The organism is Acidovorax carolinensis (assembly GCF_002157145.1).
Classification (GTDB): Bacteria; Pseudomonadota; Gammaproteobacteria; order Burkholderiales; family Burkholderiaceae_C; genus Acidovorax; species Acidovorax carolinensis.
This window is the reverse complement of record NZ_CP021361.1, coordinates 3,792,255-3,814,401: the sequence shown is the minus strand read 5'-3', so window position 1 is coordinate 3,814,401 and position 22,147 is coordinate 3,792,255. Positions and strand designations below refer to the sequence as shown.

19 protein-coding genes are annotated in these 22,147 nt (G+C 61.0%); 17 read left to right on the top strand and 2 right to left on the bottom strand.

Annotation, left to right across the window (positions count from 1 at the left end; all coding sequences use genetic code 11):
• The first annotated feature begins 6 nt into the window (after positions 1–6).
• Genes CBP34_RS17935 through CBP34_RS17860 form a run of 17 tightly spaced genes read left to right on the top strand, consistent with a single transcriptional unit; the run spans position 7 to position 19,408 of the window.
• Positions 7–978 (top strand): XrtA-associated tyrosine autokinase, encoded by a 972-nt coding sequence (locus CBP34_RS17935; protein WP_094098812.1) that lies wholly within the window; start codon positions 7–9, stop codon positions 976–978.
• Between the two features lie 19 nt (positions 979–997).
• Positions 998–2,554 carry a TIGR03016 family PEP-CTERM system-associated outer membrane protein gene (locus CBP34_RS17930; protein ID WP_236748465.1) on the top strand — a complete coding sequence of 519 codons (1,557 nt, stop codon included), beginning with the start codon at positions 998–1,000 and terminating at the stop codon, positions 2,552–2,554.
• A gap of 3 nt (positions 2,555–2,557) precedes the next feature.
• Positions 2,558–3,682: an XrtA/PEP-CTERM system-associated ATPase gene (locus CBP34_RS17925; protein ID WP_086913607.1), complete on the top strand. Its 1,125-nt coding sequence runs from the start codon at positions 2,558–2,560 to the stop codon at positions 3,680–3,682.
• 18 nt (positions 3,683–3,700) lie between these two features.
• The gene (locus CBP34_RS17920; protein WP_094098810.1) at positions 3,701–4,567 is read left to right on the top strand and encodes an XrtA system polysaccharide deacetylase; all 867 of its coding nucleotides are present in this window, start codon (positions 3,701–3,703) and stop codon (positions 4,565–4,567) included.
• A complete protein-coding gene (locus CBP34_RS17915; RefSeq protein ID WP_094098809.1) occupies positions 4,560–5,615 on the top strand; it encodes a FemAB family XrtA/PEP-CTERM system-associated protein in 1,056 nt (351 codons plus the stop codon). The genes CBP34_RS17920 and CBP34_RS17915 overlap by 8 nt, the downstream gene beginning before the upstream one ends.
• Before the next feature lie 13 nt (positions 5,616–5,628).
• Positions 5,629–6,867 (top strand): TIGR03087 family PEP-CTERM/XrtA system glycosyltransferase, encoded by a 1,239-nt coding sequence (locus CBP34_RS17910; protein ID WP_094098808.1) that lies wholly within the window; start codon positions 5,629–5,631, stop codon positions 6,865–6,867.
• Complete coding sequence (gene xrtA, locus CBP34_RS17905) at positions 6,836–8,449, top strand: exosortase A (protein WP_236748464.1); 1,614 nt, start codon at positions 6,836–6,838, stop codon at positions 8,447–8,449. The genes CBP34_RS17910 and xrtA overlap by 32 nt, the downstream gene beginning before the upstream one ends.
• Before the next feature lie 2 nt (positions 8,450–8,451).
• Positions 8,452–10,395 carry an XrtA/PEP-CTERM system amidotransferase gene (locus tag CBP34_RS17900; protein WP_094098807.1) on the top strand — a complete coding sequence of 648 codons (1,944 nt, stop codon included), beginning with the start codon at positions 8,452–8,454 and terminating at the stop codon, positions 10,393–10,395.
• On the top strand, positions 10,392–10,919 hold the full coding sequence (locus CBP34_RS17895) for a hypothetical protein (RefSeq protein ID WP_094098806.1): 528 nt from the start codon (positions 10,392–10,394) through the stop codon (positions 10,917–10,919). The genes CBP34_RS17900 and CBP34_RS17895 overlap by 4 nt, the downstream gene beginning before the upstream one ends.
• Positions 10,916–12,094 carry a glycosyltransferase family 4 protein gene (locus tag CBP34_RS17890; protein WP_094098805.1) on the top strand — a complete coding sequence of 393 codons (1,179 nt, stop codon included), beginning with the start codon at positions 10,916–10,918 and terminating at the stop codon, positions 12,092–12,094. Before CBP34_RS17895 ends, CBP34_RS17890 begins: the two co-directional genes overlap by 4 nt.
• Positions 12,091–13,272: a glycosyltransferase family 4 protein gene (locus CBP34_RS17885; protein ID WP_094098804.1), complete on the top strand. Its 1,182-nt coding sequence runs from the start codon at positions 12,091–12,093 to the stop codon at positions 13,270–13,272. Before CBP34_RS17890 ends, CBP34_RS17885 begins: the two co-directional genes overlap by 4 nt.
• Positions 13,259–14,878 carry an ArnT family glycosyltransferase gene (locus tag CBP34_RS17880; RefSeq protein WP_094098803.1) on the top strand — a complete coding sequence of 540 codons (1,620 nt, stop codon included), beginning with the start codon at positions 13,259–13,261 and terminating at the stop codon, positions 14,876–14,878. Before CBP34_RS17885 ends, CBP34_RS17880 begins: the two co-directional genes overlap by 14 nt.
• Positions 14,879–14,900: 22 nt before the next feature.
• Positions 14,901–15,032 (top strand): hypothetical protein, encoded by a 132-nt coding sequence (locus CBP34_RS20285; protein WP_257789677.1) that lies wholly within the window; start codon positions 14,901–14,903, stop codon positions 15,030–15,032.
• A gap of 32 nt (positions 15,033–15,064) precedes the next feature.
• On the top strand, positions 15,065–16,396 hold the full coding sequence (locus CBP34_RS17875) for a putative O-glycosylation ligase, exosortase A system-associated (RefSeq protein ID WP_094098802.1): 1,332 nt from the start codon (positions 15,065–15,067) through the stop codon (positions 16,394–16,396).
• A 23-nt stretch (positions 16,397–16,419) separates the two neighbouring features.
• The gene (locus CBP34_RS17870) at positions 16,420–17,355 is read left to right on the top strand and encodes a polysaccharide deacetylase family protein (RefSeq protein WP_236748463.1); all 936 of its coding nucleotides are present in this window, start codon (positions 16,420–16,422) and stop codon (positions 17,353–17,355) included.
• Positions 17,356–17,366: 11 nt separating this feature from the next.
• The gene (locus CBP34_RS17865) at positions 17,367–18,374 is read left to right on the top strand and encodes a polysaccharide deacetylase family protein (protein WP_236748598.1); all 1,008 of its coding nucleotides are present in this window, start codon (positions 17,367–17,369) and stop codon (positions 18,372–18,374) included.
• A complete protein-coding gene (locus tag CBP34_RS17860) occupies positions 18,371–19,408 on the top strand; it encodes a GNAT family N-acetyltransferase (RefSeq protein WP_094098799.1) in 1,038 nt (345 codons plus the stop codon). Before CBP34_RS17865 ends, CBP34_RS17860 begins: the two co-directional genes overlap by 4 nt.
• Here CBP34_RS17860 and CBP34_RS17855 read toward each other — a convergent pair whose 3' ends face one another.
• Complete coding sequence (locus CBP34_RS17855) at positions 19,409–20,386, bottom strand: glycosyltransferase family 2 protein (RefSeq protein WP_236748462.1); 978 nt, start codon at positions 20,384–20,386, stop codon at positions 19,409–19,411.
• Positions 20,387–20,473: 87 nt separating this feature from the next.
• Positions 20,474–21,922, bottom strand: a complete 1,449-nt coding sequence (locus tag CBP34_RS17850; RefSeq protein WP_094098798.1) for an oligosaccharide flippase family protein — start codon at positions 21,920–21,922, stop codon at positions 20,474–20,476.
• Between the last annotated feature and the right edge of the window lie 225 nt (positions 21,923–22,147).

The window sequence follows — 22,147 nt, the reverse complement described above, 5'->3', positions numbered from 1 at the left end:
GCAATCATGACAAGTTCCATCGAAAAAGCGGCCCAACGGCTCGAACAATTGCGAAAAGCGGGTGCGCCTGTGCCTGGTGGCGTGGTGCAGCCTGCCGAGTCCGTCGGGCCGAGCACCATGGAGCAGCCGGCACAAACAGTGTCGCCCGTAGAAGATGCCGACCTTGATGTGCGGCGGGGCGTACCAACATTCAAGCCGGTGTCCAAGTCCGTACATATCGATTTGACGGCACTGGCTGCGGCGGGCTTTATCACTCCCAACGCGCCGCGTTCCGCCATGACGGACCAGTTTCGTGTCATCAAACGGCCCCTCCTGGAAAATGCAACAGGCAAAGGCGCATCGTTGGTGGCCAATGGCAACCTCATCATGGTCACCAGTTCCTTACCCGGGGAGGGAAAGACGTTCACGGCCATCAATCTCGCGATGAGTCTGGCCATGGAACTGAACCATACGGTGATGCTTGTCGATGCCGATGTCGCACGCCAGTCCATCATGCAGACAATGGGTTTGCCCCCTGCTCCCGGCTTGCTGGACTTATTGGTAGATGACAGGATCGGATTGCCCGATGTGCTGTTGCGCACCAATATAGACAATTTCACACTTTTGCCAACGGGTCTGCCAAATCCGCGTGCGACGGAATTGCTGGCCAGTGATGCCATGGTCGCCTTGCTCAATGACATGGGCAAGCGCTACCGGGACCGCATCATCATTTTCGATTCCCCCCCATTGCTGCTGACCACGGAAGCGCGTGTGCTGGCCAGTCATATGGGCCAGGTTGTTATCGTCGTGCAGGCTGAAAAAACGCTCCAATCGCAAGTTCAGCATGCCCTGTCCGCCATCGAGGCTTGCCCTATCAGGCTCACGGTGCTCAACCAGGCACGCAGCCGTGGCTTGGGTGCTTACGGGTATGGATATGGCCACGGCTATGGCTACGATCAGTTGGTCGGCGAGCCCAGCATGGCCACAGCTGCGGCGTGACGGGAAAAGGAGCGTTTGAGTGAACCGACCGTATCGCTACGCCGCAAGTCCTTCCCTGATTCGCTGGGTCTCGCTTGCTATGGCCAGCGTACCAGCGCTTCTTCCCGGCGCCGTCACTGCACAACCAGACGATGTGCAGGCCGCACCGCGTCAACCCAGCCTGGTATTTGAGCCGCGTGTTTCGGTGCAGCACACCATCACCAGCAATGCACGGCTAGATGCAACCAGTGTCAGTGACCAGATAACCGAGGTGATACCCGGGTTTCAGCTGATCAGCAACACGGCCCGTGTCAAGGGTTTTGTCGATTACTCCCTGCACGATGTTTATTACGCGCGGGAGTCAAGGTTTAACAGCATTCGGCACAACCTGAATGCCAGCGCTGTCGTCGAAGCGGTTGAGCAATGGGCCTTTGTTGATGTGGCAGCCGTCGTTGCTTCGCAGCCTATTTCGGCTTTTGGTGCGCCGGTGGGTGGCCTTCCAGCCAATCCCAACACTTCGCAGACGTCGAGCTTCCGATTTTCGCCATACTTGCGAGGCCGCATTGGAGCCGCCGTGGACTACGAGGCGCGTTACAGCGTCCAAGACACCCGCACCAAGACGGATAGCCGTTCTGACATCACTACGCAAGACTGGCTTTTGCATCTGGGTAGTCGAGAAAGCGGTCGGATAGTTGGTTGGGCCTTAGATGCCAGCAATCAGGTTGCCGATTATTCACTCGGCCGGAGTATCGAGACCAATGCACTGCGCGCTCGGGTGAGTTTTGCGGTGACGTCGCAATTGGTTCTCACGGGGATTGGCGGAACCGAATCCACTAACCAGCTTTCGCCAACACGCGAGTCACACCGCATTACAGGTTTCGGTGCTGCGTGGCAACCGTCGGAGCGGTCACGACTGTCGTTCGAGCGTGAGAGCCGATATTTTGGCGAATCCCACAATGCGTCACTGGAGCATCGCACGGGACGCACTGTATGGCGTTACACCGATATCAAGGCCATTTCCAATGGGTTGGGCGCACAGTCGGCGTCACTGGGGTCGCTGTTCGACCTGCTCGACGGCTTTTACACCCAGCTTGAGCCTGACCCGATTCGCCGCACACAGCTCGTTCTGGCAGAAATAGAACGATTGGGATTGCCCGCCAATGTTCAAGTGTTTCAGGATTTTCTTCGATCATCCAGCACGTTGCAGCGGGTGCAGCAGCTATCGCTGGCGTTGTTGGGCCAGCGTAGTACCGTGACGCTGGCTATTTCGCGTTCTGACAACCGCTCCATCGGCGGGCCGCTCCAGTTGGGCGATGATTTCGATACCAATTCCCGGATTCGCCAGCGTGGTTGGAACCTGTGGCTTGCCCACCGTCTCACGCCGAATTCTTCGATCCATGTCAGTTGGGGCGATCAGCGCAGCGTAGGCACCTTGCCGGGGCTCGAAACCCGGGTGCGCTCACTCGTACTAGGCTGGAATACCCTGGTGGCCCGTCGTACCAGCGCAGGCATTCAGATACGTCGCGTTCTGTCGGATGGCCCCGCCAGTCCATACAGTGAATCGGCGATAGTCGGCACCATCACGCACCGGTTTTGATCCATGTACGAAGCGTTCTATGGGTTGAACAGTAAACCCTTCCAGCTCAATCCCGATCCCGGCTTCTATTTCAGCAGCAAGCAGCATCAGCGCGCACGCGCGTACCTGGAATACGGCGTGATGCGTTGCGAGGGTTTCATCGTGATCACGGGCGAGGTGGGGGCGGGCAAGACGACGATTGTGCGTGGCCTGATTGACAGTCTGGATCCAGGTACTGTTGTAGCGGCCCATCTGGTTAGCACGCAATTGAGTGCCGAAGATACGCTGCGACTGGTGGGTGCGGCATTCGGCATCCCTGTGCGGGGCGTTTCCAAAGCCGACCTGTTGATGGCACTGGAAGCATTCTTCGTCACCCAGACACTGCAAGGAAAGCGTTGCCTGTTGATCGTCGATGAAGCGCAAAACCTTCAGCCGCAGGCGGTGGAAGAGCTGCGCATGCTGTCCAACTTTCAGAATGGCCAGTACGCACTGCTGCAGACTTTCCTGGTTGGCCAACCTGAGTTCCGTGAAATATTGCAAAGCCCTGGCATGGTGCAATTGCGCCAGCGGGTGACAGCCACCTGCCACCTCGGTCCGCTGGAGGCTGATGAAACCCGTGAGTACATCCTGCACCGCTTGAAATGTGCTGGGGCCAGTGAAAAGCCTACCTTCGATCCAGAAATATTCGACCGCATCTACCACTACACAGGTGGGATTCCCCGGCGCGTCAACACCCTGTTTGACCGAATCCTTTTGCAGGGGTTTCTGACGGACCGGACACACATTGACCTGGAACTGGTTAACGAGATCATTCAAGAGGTTCAGTCTGAATCGCATGTGCCTCCCAAGGCGGCGTCTCCCTGGGAGATGCCGCTGCATGCCGCCGCGCGAGGCCCGGATTTCGAAGCACTGGTCGATGGCGATTCGGCGTTGGGGCCGTTGGACCTGGATTTGAACCTGGATTGCGCGCTGGCAGACAGCATGTCCCAGCAACTCGCGCACATTACGGCCGAGCAACTGAGTGCCCGTTTGCTGCGCATCGAACGCAGCGTCCTGCGCCAGGAGCGCGTGACCCTGGAAATCCTGATGCACCTGCAAAAGCTGGTGGATGCAAGTCGGCGCCCGCGTGCTGACAGTGCCGTAGGCTAAAACCGGAAGTCCATCGCCATGCGCAGCACGCCCTCCATCACCAACGCGCTGACCATTGACGTCGAGGACTACTTCCAAGTATCGGCTTTTGCGCCCTACATTGAACGCAGTGAGTGGGACTTGCGCGAATGCCGGGTGGAGCGCAACGTCGAACGCATCCTGGCCTTGCTGCAAGAGACCCACACCCAGGCCACCTTCTTCACCTTGGGCTGGATCGCAGAGAGGTATCCGGCGTTGGTGCGCCGCATCGTGGATGGTGGACATGAGCTTGCCAGCCATGGCTACGGCCATGAGCGTGTGAGTGACTTGTCGGAGTTGGCGTTCTTCAGCGACATCCACCGCGCCAAATCCCTGCTGGAGGATATTGCCGGTGTGCGGGTGCAGGGTTACCGTGCACCCAGCTTTTCCATCGGAGCAGGCAATTTGTGGGCGCTGGACACATTGCAACGTGCCGGTTACCGCTACAGCTCCAGCATTTACCCCATCCGGCACGACCACTATGGCATGCCGGACGCACCACGTTTTGCCCACCAGGTACGTGACGGCCTGATCGAAGTGCCTCCAACCACCCTGCGCATGTTCAACCGCAACTTGCCTTCGAGCGGTGGCGGCTACTTTCGCCTTTTTCCCTACGCGCTGTCGCGCTGGATGCTGCGCGAGGTCCACCGCCAGGACGGCTCGCCTGCCGTTTTTTACTTTCACCCCTGGGAAATGGATGAGGGACAGCCGCGCGTGCCAGGCATCGGTGTCAAGACCCGCTTCCGGCACTACGTGAATATCGGTCGCATGGAGCTGCGGCTGGGGCACCTGCTGCGGGACTTTCACTGGGGCCGCATGGACCATATTTTTCTCTCCCCGCATACGAAAGAGGTGGCCCGTGGCTGAAGTGGCATCGAAGCTCACCATTCGCCGGCTGGATGCACACAGCGCAGTCGACGCTGCACGTTGGGATGCTTTCGTGCTGGCTTGTCCGCAGGCCACTTTTTTCCACCGTGCTGGCTGGCAGGCGCTGATCCGCGAGGTGTTCTGCCACGACACCTATTTTCTCTACGCTGAGGCCGGGGCAAGCATCCGGGGCGTGTTGCCGCTGGGGCATGTCAAAAGCCGCCTGTTCGGCAATGCACTCACCAGCCTGCCTTTTTCGGTGTACGGAGGCGTTGCCGCGCTGGACGAAGAAGCTGCTGCAGCGCTGGAGCGGGAGGCCGAGCAGCTGGCGCAGCGTCTGGATGTCGATCACCTCGAGTTGCGCAATGTCCAGCGCCGCCACACCGACTGGCCGTTGCAAGACCTCTATGTCACTTTCCGCAAACCGATTGCGCCGAAAGAAGAGGACAACATGCTGGCCATTCCGCGCAAGCAACGCGCCATGGTGCGCAAAGGCATCAAGAACGGGCTCACATCCCAAATCGACACCACGGTCGACCGCTTCTTTGCGCTATACGCCGACAACGTGCACCGCCATGGCACGCCGGCCCTGCCCAAGGCTTACTTCAGCGGGCTGTGCCGTGTTTTCGGGCCTGACTGCGAGGTGCTCACCGTTTGCGCGCCCGATGGCCGCCCCGTCAGCAGCGTGTTGAGCTTCTATTTCCGCGACGAGGTGCTGCCCTACTATGCCGGTGACGACGAGGCGGCACGCGATCTGGCGGCCAACGATTTTAAGTACTGGGAGCTAATGCGCATGGCCTGCGCGCGGGGCCTGAAGGTGTTTGACTACGGGCGCAGCAAGCGGGATACGGGCTCGTACGCGTTCAAGAAGAACTGGGGCTTTGAGCCCACGCCGCTGCACTACGAATACCGGCTGTACAAAAGCGACAGCGTGCCGCAGAACAACCCCGCGAATGCCAAGTATCGCTTTCTGATTGCCGCGTGGCGGCGCATGCCCATTGGGGTGGCCAATTGGCTCGGGCCCAAGATTGTCCGCAGCCTTGGCTGACCGCCACCAACGCATGACCGCCATGGGCAACATTCTCTACCTGGTGCACAGACTGCCGTACCCCCCCAACAAGGGCGACAAGGTGCGCTCATACCACCTGCTGCGCCACTTGCAGCAGCGCCACCGCGTGTTTCTGGGCACCTTCATTGATGACCCGGAGGACGCGCAACATCTGCCCACACTCCAGGCCATGTGCCCCGACTTGCATGTGGAGCGCATCCATGCACGCAGTGCCAAGGTCAAGAGCCTGAGCGGTCTTCTGACGGGCGAGGCGCTCACGTTGTCTTACTACCGCAGCGCCGGCATGCAGCGCTGGGTGGCGCAGACGACCGCAGAACACAATCTGCAGGCCTGCGTGGTATTTTCCTCGGCCATGGCGCAGTATGCGCAGCCGCTGCTGCCGCAGGTGCCCATGCTGGTGGACTTTGTCGATGTGGACTCCGCCAAATGGACCCAGTATGCCCCGGCGCACCGCTGGCCCATGTCCATGCTGTATCGCCGCGAGGGCAATCGCCTGCGCGCGTACGAGCGCGCAATGGCCTTGTTGGCGCGTCGCTCGTACTTCGTGACGCCCAATGAAACCGCCTTGTTTCTCTCGCAGGCGCCGGAATGTGAGGGGCGCGTGCAGTCCATGGGCAACGGGGTGGATGCCGACTTTTTCATGCCGGGTCCCCGCCGGCTCAACCCTTTCGAGGCCGGAGAACAGGCCATCGTGTTCACTGGTGCGATGGACTATTGGCCCAACATTGACGGTGTCAGTTGGTTCGTCGCCGACGTGCTGCCGCTCTTGCGCACACGCTGGCCGCTGGCGCGGTTTTACATCGTGGGCCGCAGTCCTTCGCCTCAGGTGCAGGCGCTGGCCAGTGGGCATGTGGTGGTCACTGGTACCGTGCCCGATGTCCGGCCCTACTTGCAGTACGCCAGTGCGGTGGTGGCGCCCTTGCGCGTGGCGCGCGGCATTCAGAACAAGATTCTGGAAGCCATGGCCATGCAGCAGCCCGTAATCACGGTTAGCAGTTGCGCCGATGCGATTGGCGCCACGGCGGGGCAGGGGCTGCTGCGTGCAGACACGCCTGAAGAATTTGTTCAGGCCCTGCAGCTGCTGCTGGAGTCGCCCTACAACGCTGCCGCCCTTGGACAGCAGGCCCGTCGGTACGTGGAAAAGGAGTGCAGCTGGCAGGCACATCTGAGCGGCATTGACAGTTGCCTGGGCAGGACGCGTGACGCACACCCCCACGATGCCGACGCATGAGAGTGCCAATATGACAAGCCATATCCAACCCCTGCCCGATCATTGGCGTCGGCCGTTGGTTGCACTGGTACTGCTGCTCGCAGTTATTCTGGTTGCATACAGGCATTCGGCCTGGGGCATGGCGATGATCTGGACGCGCTCCGACACCTATGCGCATGGCTTCGTTGTGCCCATCATTTCGCTGTGGTTGGTGTGGCGCCAGCGCGCGGTCCTGGCGCCCATGGTTCCCCGTCCGGGGCGCTTGGCCTGGCTGCTCATGGCGGGCGCCGCGGCGCTCTGGCTGGCTGGTGATCTGGTGGCCGTGAATGCAGCCACACAGCTCGCGCTGACGACGCTGATCGTGTTGTCCGTGCCTGCGGTGCTCGGTTGGCGCGTAGCCAAGGCACTGGCTTTCCCTTTGGCTTTTTTGTTCTTTGCGGTGCCGATCGGTGACTTTCTGTTGCCCCGCTTGATGGAGTGGACCGCTGACTTCACGGTGATGGCCCTGCGTGCGAGTGGTATCCCGGTCTACCGGGAGGGCCTGCAATTCATCATCCCTTCGGGGGCATGGTCGGTCGTAGAGGCATGCAGCGGAATTCGTTACCTGATTGCATCCGTGACAGTGGGCTGCCTTTTCGCGTATCTCAGCTACCAGAGCACGCGCAAGCGCCTGGTGTTCATGGCTGTGGCCATATTGGTCCCCTTGGTGGCCAACTGGGTGCGCGCCTACCTGATCGTCTTGCTGGGGCATCTTTCAGGAAACACCCTTGCAACTGGGGTGGACCACCTCGTGTACGGGTGGTTGTTTTTTGGGATCGTCATCGGCGTGATGTTCCTCATCGGTGCGCGCTGGGTGGACCCTTCGCCGCAAATCTTTCACGAGGCGGTTGCCGACGCTCGGGTTGAAGAAAGCGTCGCGCATCGAACGCCGTGGCTTGGGTTGGCGCTCGCTTTTTCCGTGGTGCTGGCGCCGCACGGTGCGCTGGCTGTAATGGACTTGGGCACGCAGACACGGCCTGTTCAATTGGTCGAGCCAGTGGTTGCTGACCCCTGGCGTGCCACGGCGAAGCCGCCCAGCAACTGGCAGCCGGCTTTTGAAGATGCCTCTGACACGCTGGACGCGGGTCTGATCGACGGGCAGAGTCAGCCGCTGGGGCTGCATGTCAGCTACTACCGCCACCAAAACTACCAGCGCAAGCTGGTCAGTTCAGAGAATGTGCTGGTAAAGAGCCACGACCCGACGTGGGCACGGTTGGCAACCGGTTCCTTCGATGCGCGGATTCAGGGCCGGCCCCTGCGTGTTAACAGCGCCGTGCTGCGCCAGCACGCACCTGGCATGGCCGACGCGGGCCAGCGTCTGCTGGCCTGGCGCTTCTACTGGGTCAACGGGGCCTTCACCGCCAGCGACTACGCGGGCAAGATTCAGGGCGCCTTGGGGCGCATCAGCGGCTGGGGTGATGACGGGGCCCACATCGTGATCTACACGCCCTTATCGGACGCCAAGGGGGCCGAGGTCGACGCTTCGGCGCGCCTGCAGTCCTATCTGGACAGCCAGGGCGATGCGCTGGTGGCGGCGCTTCGGCAAACGCGAGGGCGCGACTGACCATGTGTGGCATCTCCGGCCTTTTCGATGCACAGGGTACGCGCGCTTTCTCGCGCGATCTGATTTCGCGCATCAACGACATTCAGGCCCACCGTGGGCCTGACGAAGACGATGTGCATCTGGAACCCGGCCTGGCCCTGGGCCATCGGCGCCTGTCCGTCATCGACCTGGCTACCGGCAAGCAGCCCTTGTTCAACGAGGACGGCACGGTAGGCATCGTCTTCAATGGTGAAATCTACAACTACCTTGAGCTCATGCCCGAACTCAAGGCATTGGGCTATCGCTTCAGGACGCGCAGCGACACTGAAGTGATCGTGCACGCCTGGCAAGCCTGGGGCGAGGCGTGCCTGCACCGGCTGCGGGGCATGTTCTCGTTTGCACTGTGGGACCGCAACCAGCAAACCCTGTTTCTTGCGCGCGACCGCATGGGCGTCAAGCCCATGCACTACGCCTGGTTGCCCGATGGCAGCTTCATCTTTGGCTCCGAGCTCAAAGTGCTTACCGCCCACCCCGGCTTTGTGCGCGACATCGACCCGCTCGCTGTGGAGGACTATTTTTCGTTCGGCTATGTTCCCGATCCACGCTGCATCTACCTCGACGCCCACAAGCTGCCGGCGGCCCACTACCTGACCCTGCGCCGAGGAGACTCTGCCCAGGCCGAGCCGGTGCCGTATTGGGACGTGCACTTCAGCAATGACAACTCCATCGGTCTGGCCGATGCACAAGCCGAGCTGCGTGAGCGGGTCAAGGAATCGGTGCGGCTGCGCATGATCGCCGATGTGCCACTGGGTGCCTTCCTCTCCGGCGGGGTGGACTCCAGCGCCGTCGTAGCCACCATGGCCGGTCTTTCTGACACGCCCGTTCACACCTGCGCTATTGGTTTCGACGATCCACGTTTCAATGAATCCGCCTTTGCCCAGCAGGTGGCGGACCGTTACCGCACCGACCACAAACTCGAAATTGTCAGCAGCAACGACTTCGACCTCATCGACACCTTGGCAAGGCTGTACGACGAGCCCTTTGCCGACAGCTCGGCCATACCCACTTACCGCGTCTGCCAGATGGCGCGCAAGCATGTCACCGTGGCGCTGTCCGGCGACGGCGGCGACGAAAGCCTGGGCGGTTACCGGCGCTACCGCATGCACCAGGGCGAGGAGTCGGTGCGCAATTGCCTGCCGCATGGCCTGCGCCGTACGCTGTTTGGTGCGGTGGCGCGGATGTACCCCAAGGCAGATTGGGCTCCGCGCCCCTTGCGCGCCAAGACGACGTTGCAGGCCTTGGCCATGGATAGCGTGCAGGCCTATCACCACAGCATGTCGCACCTGCGGGCCGAGCAGCGCCAGGCGCTGTTTTCATCCGCATTCCAGCGCAGCCTGGGGGGCTACAGCGCTGTGGAGGTGTTCCGCCACTATGCCAGCCAAGCCCAGACCGACGACCCGCTGGCCCTGATCCAGTACCTGGACTACAAGACCTGGCTGGTCGGCGACATCAACACCAAGGTGGACCGCGCCAGCATGGCGCACTCGCTCGAAGTGCGCGAGCCGCTGATGGACCACCAGCTCGTTGAATGGCTGGCTACGCTGCCCAGCGGCATGAAGATCCGGGGTGGCGAGGGCAAATATGTTCTCAAGAAAGCATTTGAGCCCTTGCTGCCGCACGATGTCCTGTACCGACCCAAGATGGGTTTTTCGGTGCCATTGGCCAACTGGCTGCGCGGACCGCTGGCACAACGCATGAAGGAATCAGTGCTCAGTCCGCGCATGTTGGCATCGGGTTACTTCAACGCGGACACGTTGCAAGCCCTCATCAACCAACACATGGGTGGGCACCATGACCATTCGACGGCCTTGTGGATGCTCATCATGTTCGATGCGTTCCTGCGGCAAGCGCTGGAGCCCGCCCGGGCTGTTGTCTCCACAGCCACAAGCGAGAGGGCTTCCGCATGAGTGGCCCACAGCGCCGCCGGCGCCTGCGCAAGCTGTATAAGCCCTCCGCCAGTCACTACGTGTCCGCGTCGAAAGACCCGGACGAGTACCTCGCACAGGCCATCTGCGCGCCCGCCCGCCTCCGTTTTCTCATTGCGGATGGGGCGGACGCCCACACCTTTACACCATCGCCCTGTGGGGTTGCACAAGCTGTTCCCGGTTGCCCCTTTGCTGCCGGCCAACACCGGATGGTCGGCGCCGTGGGTCGGCTACAAAAAGTCAAGAATAAGCGCACACCCGAAGTGGTGGAAGAAGGCAACACAGGGTTGCTCGTTCCGTCTGACGACGCCGATGCGACGGCGCAAGCCCTGTGTAGGCTGTACACCGACGCAGCCAGAGCCTGGCGTTTTGCCCAATCAGCGCGCCGGCAGGCGGTGAAGAGTTTTGGCATTGCTGCGATGGCGCACTCATACGAAAGGCTGTTTTCCGGTCAGCGACTGGATGAATCGGTACACATCGTTCCAGGTTATTCCGGACAGTCATGAGAATCCTCTACCACCACCGCACTGCTTCGAAAGATGGTCAGGCTGTCCACATCGAAGAAATGATCGACGCCCTGCGCAGCGAGGGGCACGAAGTGCGCGTGGTGGCACCCGGGGCGCCCGAGGCCAATGCGGATGCGGCGGCTCAAGGGAGTGGTCGCATGGGTAGCGACATGGGGTGGGTGCATCGCCTCAAGGCCATGCTGCCAAAGGCCGCCTACGAGATGATGGAGCTGGGCTACAACCTGGTGGCCTATCGCAAGCTGATAGCTGCCGCGCGCGAATTTCGGCCGCATGTGATTTACGAGCGGTACAACCTGTTCCTGCTGGCCGGCCTCATGGTCAAGAAGCGCATGGGGATTCCTCTGTTGCTGGAGGTGAACTCGCCCCTGGTGCTGGAGCGATCGCAGCACAGCGGCGGGTTGGGTCTGCGGCGACTTGCTCGCTGGGCAGAGGGCGGTGCATGGCGTGGTGCAGATACCGTATTGCCCGTCACGGAAGTGTTGGCCAATCACGTCCGTGCGTATGGCGTGCCGAGCGAACGCATCCATGTCATACCCAACGGCATCAACCGCGCGCATTTCGCCGATGCGCCCATGCCCGAGGCGGCCAAAATGCGGCTCGGCCTGGAGGGCAGGGTGGTGCTGGGCTTCACCGGTTTTGTACGCGACTGGCATGGCGTGGACCGCATCGTCGACTGGATGGCGTCACCCCAGGCGCCGCAAACCACGCATCTGCTGGTGGTGGGAGACGGCCCGGTGCGCGCTGCGCTGGAAGCGCAGGCGAGGCGACTTGGCCTGGCCGAGCGCGTGACCTTCACAGGTGTGATCCACCGCGAACAGGTTCCCGCCCATGTAGCGGCGTTTGATGTGGCGCTGCAGCCCGCAGTCACGCCCTATGCCTCCCCATTGAAACTGATGGAATACCTGGTGCTGGGCAAGGCGGTGGTGGCACCGGCCACACCCAATTTGCGGGAAGTGCTGACTGACAACGTCAACGCCCTGCTGTTCGATCCAGCCCAGTCGGGCGCACTAGAGGGCGCACTCACACGCCTGTGCTCCGACACATCGCTGCGGCAGCGCCTGGCACAAGGCGCTGCCGACACCATCGATCGATTGGACCTGACCTGGATCGGCAATGCACGGCGGGTGACTGCACTGGTGGAAGCGGGCGCATGAAAATCTTGCTGTTCTCCACCCTATACCCCAGCTTGGTGCGCCCCATCCACGGCATCTTTGTGGAGACACGCCTGCGCGAGTTGCTCAAGACCGGGCAGGTGCAGGCCCGGGTGGTTGCGCCCGTGCCGTGGTTTCCCTTCCGGGCCCAGCGCTTTGGCGAGTATGCGCAGTTTGCTGCCACCCCACGCGAGGAGCATCGCAACGGCGTGGAAGTGCACCACCCGCGCTATCTGCTGCTGCCCAAGGTGGGCATGAACTACGCCCCCTATGCCATGGCGCTGGGGGCCTTGCCCGTCGTCCGGCGGCTGCAGCGTCAGGGCTTTGACTTTGATCTCATCGACGCTCACTATTACTATCCCGACGGTGTGGCGGCCGCGCTGCTGGCCAAGTGGCTCGGCAAGCCCTTTGTGGTAACGGCGCGCGGTACCGACTTGACCCTCATTTCGCAGTACCCATTTCCGCGCAAACTGATTCTGGAAACTGCCGCGCGGGCCAACGCGTCCATTGGTGTGTGCCAGGCGCTCATGGACAAGCTGGGTGAACTGGGCGCCGACCGTTCCAAACTCAATACCTTGCGCAACGGCGTGGATCTGGAGCGCTTCGTCCCTGAAGACCGCGCAGAATCCCGCAGGCGTCTGGGTCTGCCGGTCGATGGACGCTACCTGCTGTCGGTAGGGCATTTGATTGCGCGCAAGGGGCATCACATTGCCGTTGAAGCGCTGCAGCATTTGCCTGAGGTGACCCTGCTAATCGCGGGTGCAGGCCCCGAGGAGGCAGCCCTGAAAAATCTCTCCAGGCGCTTGGGCGTGGCCGATCGATTGCGCTGGGTCGGCGTGATTCCCCAGACCGAACTGAGGTGGTGGTATAGCGCGGCCGACATACTGGCTTTGTGCAGCAGCCGCGAGGGCTGGGCCAATGTGCTGCTGGAGGCCATGGCCTGTGGCACGCCGGTGATAGCTACCGACACCTGGGGAACGCCCGAGGTGGTGAGCAACCCAGCGGCCGGCGTGCTGATGGCGCGCCGCGATGCGTCGGCACTGGCTGAGGCCTGGGTTCAACTGCACGCCCAGTTGCCTGCGCGAGAAGCAACGCGCGCCCACGCGCAGACCTTCTCGTGGGAGGCGACGACGCAAGGGCAACTGCAGCTTTTCCAGAGGGTTGTCGATGCCACGGCCTGACACGCTTGCCATCCATGCTGCTGAGCGCCTGCTGGCGTGGGCGCTGGTACTGGTGTGTGTGGCTTTGCTGTTTGCGCAGGCACCCCATGGCGGTGCCTTTTACTGGAGCGACTCGCCGCGCCATGCCCTTAACGGTGTGTTCGTCATGGACATGATTAAGGCCATGCCCATCGACGATCCGACCGGCTATGCCTATCGGTATTACGCTCAGTATCCGGCGCTCACGATCTTGTTCTACCCCCCGCTGTTCTACGCCATCAGTGCACCGTTCTATGCGGTGCTCGGGGTGTCGCACGAAACGGCGCTGCTGGTGGTGGCAATTCACTACCTGGCGCTGGGTCTGGGCTGCTGGCGCTTGGCGCGGTATTGGCTGCCGGCCGCCCCATCGCTCGCGTTTGGAGTGCTCGTGCTCTGGCTGCCCGAAGTGGCCTTCTGGGGGCGACAGGTGATGCTCGAGGTGCCTGCCTTTGCCTTTCTGGTGTGGAGCGCAGTGGCTGTGATGGCCTATCTGCGTGGCGGGCCACCCAGATGGCTGTACCTAGGGGCTGCGCTGCTAGTGCTGGGCATGTACACAAAAATCAGTGTGGCATACATGGCGGTGGTCTATGCTGCCTTGATCGCGCAGCGCGATGGCTGGGCGGCCTTGCGCAACCGTCACCACTGGTGGGTGGCTGGTTTGTCTGTGGTGGGCTTGCTGCCCCTGGCCGTGCTCACCCTCAAGTTCGGCCAGGCCAACCTGCAGTCGGTCACTGGCGTGGCCGATGCCGTGGCCTCGCGTGCAAGCTGGCAAGGCTGGGTGTGGTATCTGCAGCAGATCCCCGCGCAGGCAGGGTGGCCACTGACTCTGCTAGGCCTGGCCGGTGCCATCATGGCCGCATGGCGGCGCATACCCGGCCTGGGTTTCTGGTGGCTGGGCTTCGCGGTGGGCTACCTGTTCTTTTCATCCATCGATTTGAAGGAAGCCCGCCACAGCGTCTTCTTGCTGCCCTCGGTGGTCTTTTTTGCGGTGCTATGTGTGCACACCGTGGTGCCACCCCGCCTGGGCCGTTGGGCGCATGCCGCGCTGGCCATGTTGGTGCTTGCCACCGTGGGCTTGACCGTGTGGACTCGCCCCGTGTTTTACGTGCAGGGCTACGCCCAGGCCGCGGCTGAGGTGGCACGGCTTGCACCGCGTGACAGCACAGTCATGTTCTCGGGTTATCGCGACGGCTCGTTTGTGTTCAGCATGCGTGCTAGGGAAGACCGCCGGGACCTGCAGGTGATGCGGGCTGACAAACTGCTGCTGGGCGTGGCCGTGCGGCGGGAACTGGGCGTCGAGCAAAAGGGCCTGACCGAGGCCGAAATTGCCGAGGCCATCAATGCCAACGGTGTGCACTATGTGGTGATGCAGCCCGGCTTCTGGATCGACCTGGAGGCCATGCAGCGCTTTGAGCGGGTGATGGCCAGCGACCAGTTTGAAGCAGTGGCGCGCATTGCCACCCCGGCCAACCACAATGCGCACGAGACCGAACTGGTGATCTACCGGAACAAGGGGGCGGTGGCGCCCCGTCGGCACGGTACCGACATCGAACTGAAGATCATTAACCGGCGCATCTCCGCCGACTGATCGAAATATAGGGAGGCTCTCAGTGGAAGCATTTATTCTGGTGATCGACATGGGTGTCATGCTGTATTTGTGCTGGCGTTTATTTCGTGGCCAACGCGAGAAGAACACCGACCTGGGTTTTTTGCGCTATGACGATATCGACCGTCAGCGCTGAGCCGCCGGTCTCCCTTATCCACGAAAAATCCTATGCGTGATTTGGCTTTTGCCCTGATGCTGCTGGCCGCATTGCCGCTGGCGTTGGCGCGCCCCTTCAACGCCTATCTGCTGTGGGGGTGGACAGCCTTGCTCGCGCCGACCACATACTTTTATGGCTGGATGGTTGGCAACCGGGTCAATTTCGTATGCGCTGTGCTTACCCTGGTGTTGCTGGCGCTTGGGCGGGTGCCCTGGCGCGACTACCAGCCCAACAAGGTGACGTGGCTCTATGTGTTGCTGGCGGCCCACGCCACTCTGGCCTTTTTACTGGCCTATCCTGGCAATCCCGACAACGAAAAGTACCTTGAGTTCCTGATCAAGGGCTTGCTGTTTTGCCTGGTCATGCCCTTCTTCGTGCGCGAGCGCGTGCATTTTCACGCCATGTTCATCGTCATTGCCCTGGGACTGGGGGTTCATGGCGTACTCAATGGTCTGAAGACGTTGGCCTCGGGTGGTGGTCACAACATGATGGGCCCTGCGGGCACCATGCTGGGCGACCGCAATCATCTGTCCACCGCGCTGGCACTGGTGCTGCCGGTGCTCTTTTACCTTCAGACCCATACAGTCAACCGCCTTATTCGCCTGGGTTACCTGGGCGCATTTTGCATTGTGGTGCTCGCCATTCTGGGTGGCGGGTCGCGGGCGGGTTTCATTGCCGTGTCGGTGGTGGGGCTGTGGCTCGTCCTCACCGCGCGGCGCAAAGGCATGGCGCTGATGCTGGTGGGAGGCGCCGTTCTGGCGTTTCTGGCGTTTGCGCCCGAAGACATCACCAGCCGCCTGACCACCATCAAAGAGGCAGGCGAAGACAGCTCCTTCATGGGCCGTGTGATCGCCTGGAAGATCAGTTCGGCCATCGCACTGGAAAACCCGGTTTTTGGTGGCGGGTTTCATGCCGTCCAGGTCCAGGCGATCTGGGACAGATTCAAAATGTCCCCGGGCTTGCTTGGTTTTTTGGATCTGCCCGTTCCGGAATTTTCTGCCAAGGCAGCACACAGCATTTACTTTGAGGTGATGGGCGACCTGGGTTTTGTGGGCTTGGGGCTCTTTCTGTTCATCCTATTGCGGGCGCTCTGGAGCCGGCTGGCCATCAAGCGCATGACAAACCAACTTGGCGTGTCGTACCAATGGGCGCGAGACATGGCCGACATGCTCATGCTGGCTGTGCTGGCCTACATGGTGGGTGGAGCCTCGGTCAGCCTGGCTTACCTGGAGGTCATCTACATGGTCGTGATGCTCATGGAGCTGCTGCGCCTGCACGTGGCAGGTGCCTTCGCATTGCCCGAACGACAGGCCATTGCACCGGGACCAAGGGGGAAACTGTGATCTCCAGACTCGTCCTGCAATCCTTGTCCAAAGACAAGTTGTCGGTGTTTCTGTTTCACAAGGTGCCGCAGCAATGTGACCCGCTGGTACCTACCGACGTGAGCATTGCGCGATTCGAGCAACTGTTGGACCACACGTTTTCCAAGCTGCACGTGCTGCCGCTGGAAGAGGCCATTGGCCGTCTGCAAGCCGGTACCCTGCCGCGTCGTGCCGCCTGCATCACGTTTGACGATGGTTACCCCGACTGGCTGGCGGGCGTTGTCCCGGCCCTGCGCCGGCGCAATCTGCACGCCACCTTTTTCATCACCTCGGGCCAGTTCGACGGCGTGCCACTGTGGCATGAGCGCATCCTGGCAGCAGTGCGTCGGCTGCCCGGACCGTCGCTAGATTTGGGCATTCCTTTCCTGCCAGCGCAGACGGTGGGCTCCACCGACGACCGGCGCAGTCAGGTTCAGCGCCTGGAGCAGGAGTTGAAGTACCTCACCCTCTACCGCCGCGAGCAGATCCTGCAGCGTCTGGAGGCCGAAGCTGGGGTGCGGGCGACCGACGTGCCGGTGATGAGTGAGGCGCAGTTGCGCGACCTGCATAGCCAGGGCTTTGGCATTGGCGCCCACACTGCCTTGCACCCCATCCTTGACTACTGCAACGCCGACGAGGTCGAGCGTGAAGTTGGGGGGGCCCGCGAGCGCTTGCAAGCCATCGTGCGCGGGCCAGTGAATGGTTTCGCGTACCCCAATGGCAGACCCTATGCCGATTTTTCGCGCCTGCATGTGGATGCCGTAAAACGGGCGGGCTATCGCTATGCCGTCACCACCCATTGGGGCGTGGCCGGTGTTTCGACATCGCCCTATCAGATTCCGCGCTTTACCCCCTGGGCCGAGCGCGATTGGCACGTTACCTTTCAATTGGTGCGCAACCTGATGACCGAGCCAATGCAAGTGCCGGAGATCGCGACATGAGTGCAAAGGTGATGCTGAAGGACAGGTTGCGCACTGTCCTATACCGTAGTGGCGCTTTGGGGGCATTGCACCGCTGGCGTAACCGCCGCGCCCTCACTGTGTTGATGTTTCACCGGGTTTTGCCCGCCGATGACCCGGCTTTCGCGCTTGCCGAGAGGGAGTTCACCTTTTCCCAGGACGGCTTTTGCCGCACGCTGGACTTTGTGCAACGCCACTACAGCGTGGTGAGCCTGGACGACTTGCAGGCGGCCCGCCTGGGGCAGACGGCTTTGCCGCGCAACCCCTTGTTGATCACCTTTGACGATGGGTGGCGCGACACCTTGGCCCATGCGCTCCCCGAACTGGAGCGCCGCGGTCTGCCGGCTGTGCTGTTCTTGGCCAGCGAGGTCGTCGAGCTTGACAGTCCACGCTGGTGGCAGGACGCCTTGGTGGCGGCTCTGGCCGAGCCCGGGGCATCGACCCGCCTGTGTGCGGCTGCCGGATGGGCAGAGCAGCCGATTGGCAGCATTGGGCAGGCATTGGCGGCGCACTTGGGTGCCATGAACGAGGCGGAGCGTCAGGCGTGGTTGGTGCAGCATACGCCCGGCGTCTTGGGTCAGATTACTGTCCGCCAGATGGTGACACTGAGCGAGCTTAAGGCCATGAAACCGTGTTCCCTTGCCATAGGCGGGCACGGGCACACGCACAGCCCATTGACCCTGTCTCCCGACCCTGAGGCTGAACTGCAAGCCAGCCAGCGCATGCTGAGCGATGTGAATCAGCGGGTGAGAAGTATGTCGTTCCCGCATGGCGTGTGGTCAGGTGAACTGGTTTCGTTGGCGAGAAAGAGCGGGTTCGACTGGATATTTACCAGCGACCCCGTGCTGGTTGATGCATCTCACTGGCTTGACCCAATGCCGGCGCTGGGTCGCATACATGTCCCTGAAAATGTCTGGACCTGCAGGGCGAACCGCATTGACCCGGCCCGCCTTGCCACATTTTTGTTTTTTCGCCCCATACAAGGGTGCTATCTTCGATGAATGCGCATCGCCTGCGCATCCAGCGCAAGCCCTTTGACAAATTGACAGTCGCAGAAAGCGCTGGATGGGCGCAGTTGCTGCGTGAAAGTCCTACTTCGCGCTGGGCATTTTTGTCGCCAACTTATGCCGAGGCGGTGACCACCACCTTGGGGCCAGTGGATGTGCTGCTGCTGTGGCAGGGCGACGAGCTGGTGGGCGTGATGCCCTTGCAGCGTGCTAGCGGCTGGCTGGGGCGTTTGGGCATGCGAGAGCCGGTGGGCCGGCACATGACTGACTATTTTGGTCTGCTGGCTAAGCCCGGTCTTCAGCTTGATTGGCGCTCACTCCTGCTGAAGGCGGGTATTCCGTGCCTTTACTTCACTCACCTCGACGAAAGTCAGTCAGCAGTTGGCTTCGACGGTGACAGCCCGAAAATTGGCCTTCGGACCCGTGTTCTTCCCGCGGGCGGCGAGGCGCACTGGGAATGGCTGCGTACACAGGATAAAAAACTGGTCAGTGACACGGAGCGGCGCGAACGAAAACTGGTTGCGGACCACGGCCCGCTTCAGTTTGAGATGCAGTCAACCTCGCCAATGCAGGATCTGGAGTCCCTGGTCAACATGAAGAACGCCCAGTACCGGAGAACCGGGCATGAAGGTGGCGCGCTGCTGGATCCGGCGAATGCGCGTCTGTTGGCCCGTTTGCAGGCCTCACAAGATACCAACTGCCAGCCCCGCCTCAGTGTTTTGCGTTGTGGAGGGCAATTGGTGGCAAGTCATTTCGGTCTGCAGTGCGGGCCTCTGTTGCACTATTGGTTTCCTGTGTACGACAACCGGTTTTCTGCCTATTCGCCAGGGCGGATTTTGTATCGGCACATCCTCTTGGCGGCTCAGGCGCACGGCATTGAATGTATCGATCGGGGGGAGGGCGATTCCCCGTCAAAGCGGGACTTCGCCAACGAAGAGCATCTGTTTCTCAAGGGCCTTGTCGGCAGTGGATTTCGCGGCCAGATCCTGTGCATGGTGCAACGCCTGATCTGGCGTTTTTCTGCTTGATCAGGAACTGGGCGCTTTCGCGTGGGCCGTCCAAAAAGATAGCGCGATATAGGTCAAGCAGCGCAGAGGGCGATGGCCGCGGCGAAGTGCCTGGTAGAAAGCAGCGCGTGCGACGGTTCGGTCTCCGTGCCAGTAATGGGAATATGCGTGGTCAAAATGAACGCTTCCCATACGCTCATCAAATGACGTTGGCGACAGCCTCTGGCCGTCGAGCGTGTTCAGGCCCCAGCGCATCGAGGCAGCCTTGAGCAGGTTGGCCAGGTGATTTTGCGGCGACAACCTGTGCATGGCACTCGCGCCGTGGATTCGATACAGGGCCACGGGGCCGTTAAGCGAATGCATTTCAGTCACCCGCGACGCCCTGAGCCAAAAGTCATAGTCTTCGCCCAGCCGCATGGCCTCGTTGAAGCCCCCAATCGCTTCGTACACCGTGCGACGCACTACGGCCGTGTTCATTCCCACCAGCAGCCCGTCAAGCAGCCTGGTGTAAAGCCAGCCAGATCGCTCGGGGTCTGCGGCGGTGAGTTGGCTCGCGTCTTCTGCCAGCGCGCTGGCCGGTGCAAACCCACCCTTGGGTAAAGCAGGCCAGCGAATAAATTTGCCAAACACAACGCCCACCGCGGGGTGACTGTCGAAATACTGAATCTGCGCCAAAAGCTTTCCGGGAAACCAGACGTCATCGGCATCGAGAAAGGCAATCAACTCGCCCCGCGACTGCTCCATGCCCACATTGCGGGCCCGTGATACGCCAGTGCCCGTCAGGTGAATCACTCGTATGCGCTCATCCTGAAGGGCGTACCGGTCATAGTTGTCGTCCGTGGATCCGTCGTTGATCAATAGCAACTCCAGGTCGGTGAACGATTGCTGCAGCACGCTGTCGAGGGCTTCCTGCAGGTAGTCCTTGCCATTGCGCACCGGAATGACGACAGAGACTCGTGGCTTACTCGGGGCTGCATTGAATCGATGAGATGACATCATTTCACTTAGCTCTCCAGTTCGTGTAACCCGGCGGCCAAACGGTGGAGGCGTGTGAGTACACGATGCTTCGTCTAGAACTGTACGGCCTCATATCTTCTGCTGCCGCCGTAACAGGGCTTTGTGCATCCGTTTCAACTCGTCGGCCATAGGCAGCGAAAGCAGGAAGCAGCCAGCTAGGAATGCTGCGAATGCACCAACACCCGTTATCAATATAGCGGCCCATGAGGCAAGGTCGAGGGGTAGTGCTTCACGGATGCCCAAACAAACGCCTCCGACTAGAAGGGCCTGCGCCAGCACGGGCAGAGTGCTCCGGACCCATGCTGTCCATCCCAGTTTAAGGTAACGCTCGTGAATCCACAGGTTATACGGCACGCTGAGCAACTGACCGAGCGCCATTGCCAGCGCGAAGGTGCCGAGAGTGCCATCCATCAGCCAAGCAGCGCAAGCCACTTTGGCGACCACCAGCAAGGCGTTGGGCCCGATGGCCGCGTAAGGCTTGCCAACGCCGGTCAACACCGGGGCGCTTAGCGTGAACAAACTGTTGATTGCATAGGCCAGGCACAGCCAGGGGATGGCGGGTACAGCCTGCATCCAGGCACTGCCATACAGCAGGCTCACGATGTCTTGCGCCAGCACCGCGATGGCTGCGAGGGCTGGCAATATCAGTGCATTGATCAGTGATGTGGCACGAAGGTATTCGCCAGCCACTGGCCCGTTGGCGTGGTGCACTTTGGCCATGTAAGGCAAGGCAAAGTAGTTGACTGTGGGCAGCAGGGCCGTGCTGACCATGTTCACGGTGGAATTGGCGCGACTGAACAGGCCCACCGCGGTGGGTGTCATCCACCGGCCGAGCAAGATGTCGGGTAGCGCGTTGTCGGCAGCTTTGAGCAGGGCTGTCAGCAGGTTGCCTAGGCCGAAGTGCACTATGCCTTTGATCTGGCGGAAGCTCGGCATCCAAGGCAACGGTCGACCCAAGAGCCATCTGGCCATTGCTCCGGTGATGATGATGTTGATCAGATTGGCCCAAGCCATGGTCATGGGACCAAAGCCCGCCAGGGCCAGCCCTAGAGAGGCGCCGAAATACACCACCGTGGCCACCGCGCCTATGGCGGCCGACTTCTTCACGTCCATCTCACGCGAAATGATGGCCATGGGGATGGAGCCAAATGGAATGAACACAAAACCCAGGGCGAGCACTTGAACCACGGGTACGACGCGTGCCTCGTGGAAAAAATGGGCCCAGTAAGGTGCGCTCAGAAACATCAGAGCTGCCACGCTCCAAGAGGTGATCAGGAGCACGCCCAGCGCGCTGCTCAGGCTATCTGGTGTGAGCTCTTTTTCACGTTTGATGAATGAAGTAACACCGAAGTCGCGGAAAACGTGGGCAACGGCCATCAGCACCGCGCTCATGGAAAAAATCCCAATGTCTTGCGGGCTGAGCAGGCGCGCCAGCACGATGGTCAGCACAAAGTTGGCTATCAGGGCCAAATTGCTGACAATGAATTGAAGGGCGACTTTTTGACGAACAGATGACACGTTGCAGTTTCTTCAGAGCCACATGGTCACCTGGGCGGTGCTTGGCCTGCCCATCCTACAGGTTCAGTCATCGTTTGCACGTCTTTTCTTGAATTGATTGATGTTGTTCTTCAAAATTTCGCGCAAACTGCGTGATTGCTATGTAAAGTAACTGCAGTGTTCAAGATAGGCGCTGTGGAAACGGCTGCGGCGTTCTCGATCAGGGCCGTGAGAAGTAGAAATTTC

Coding starts and splice junctions, on each gene's coding strand:
- CBP34_RS17935 (WP_094098812.1), top strand. CDS start 7: ATGACAAGTTCCATCGAAAAAGCGGCCCAACGGCTCGAACAATTGCGA.
- CBP34_RS17925 (WP_086913607.1), top strand. CDS start 2,558: ATGTACGAAGCGTTCTATGGGTTGAACAGTAAACCCTTCCAGCTCAAT.
- CBP34_RS17920 (WP_094098810.1), top strand. CDS start 3,701: ATGCGCAGCACGCCCTCCATCACCAACGCGCTGACCATTGACGTCGAG.
- CBP34_RS17910 (WP_094098808.1), top strand. CDS start 5,629: ATGACCGCCATGGGCAACATTCTCTACCTGGTGCACAGACTGCCGTAC.
- CBP34_RS17900 (WP_094098807.1), top strand. CDS start 8,452: ATGTGTGGCATCTCCGGCCTTTTCGATGCACAGGGTACGCGCGCTTTC.
- CBP34_RS17895 (WP_094098806.1), top strand. CDS start 10,392: ATGAGTGGCCCACAGCGCCGCCGGCGCCTGCGCAAGCTGTATAAGCCC.
- CBP34_RS17890 (WP_094098805.1), top strand. CDS start 10,916: ATGAGAATCCTCTACCACCACCGCACTGCTTCGAAAGATGGTCAGGCT.
- CBP34_RS17885 (WP_094098804.1), top strand. CDS start 12,091: ATGAAAATCTTGCTGTTCTCCACCCTATACCCCAGCTTGGTGCGCCCC.
- CBP34_RS17880 (WP_094098803.1), top strand. CDS start 13,259: ATGCCACGGCCTGACACGCTTGCCATCCATGCTGCTGAGCGCCTGCTG.
- CBP34_RS17875 (WP_094098802.1), top strand. CDS start 15,065: ATGCGTGATTTGGCTTTTGCCCTGATGCTGCTGGCCGCATTGCCGCTG.
- CBP34_RS17865 (WP_236748598.1), top strand. CDS start 17,367: ATGCTGAAGGACAGGTTGCGCACTGTCCTATACCGTAGTGGCGCTTTG.
- CBP34_RS17860 (WP_094098799.1), top strand. CDS start 18,371: ATGAATGCGCATCGCCTGCGCATCCAGCGCAAGCCCTTTGACAAATTG.
- CBP34_RS17855 (WP_236748462.1), bottom strand. CDS start 20,386: ATGATGTCATCTCATCGATTCAATGCAGCCCCGAGTAAGCCACGAGTC.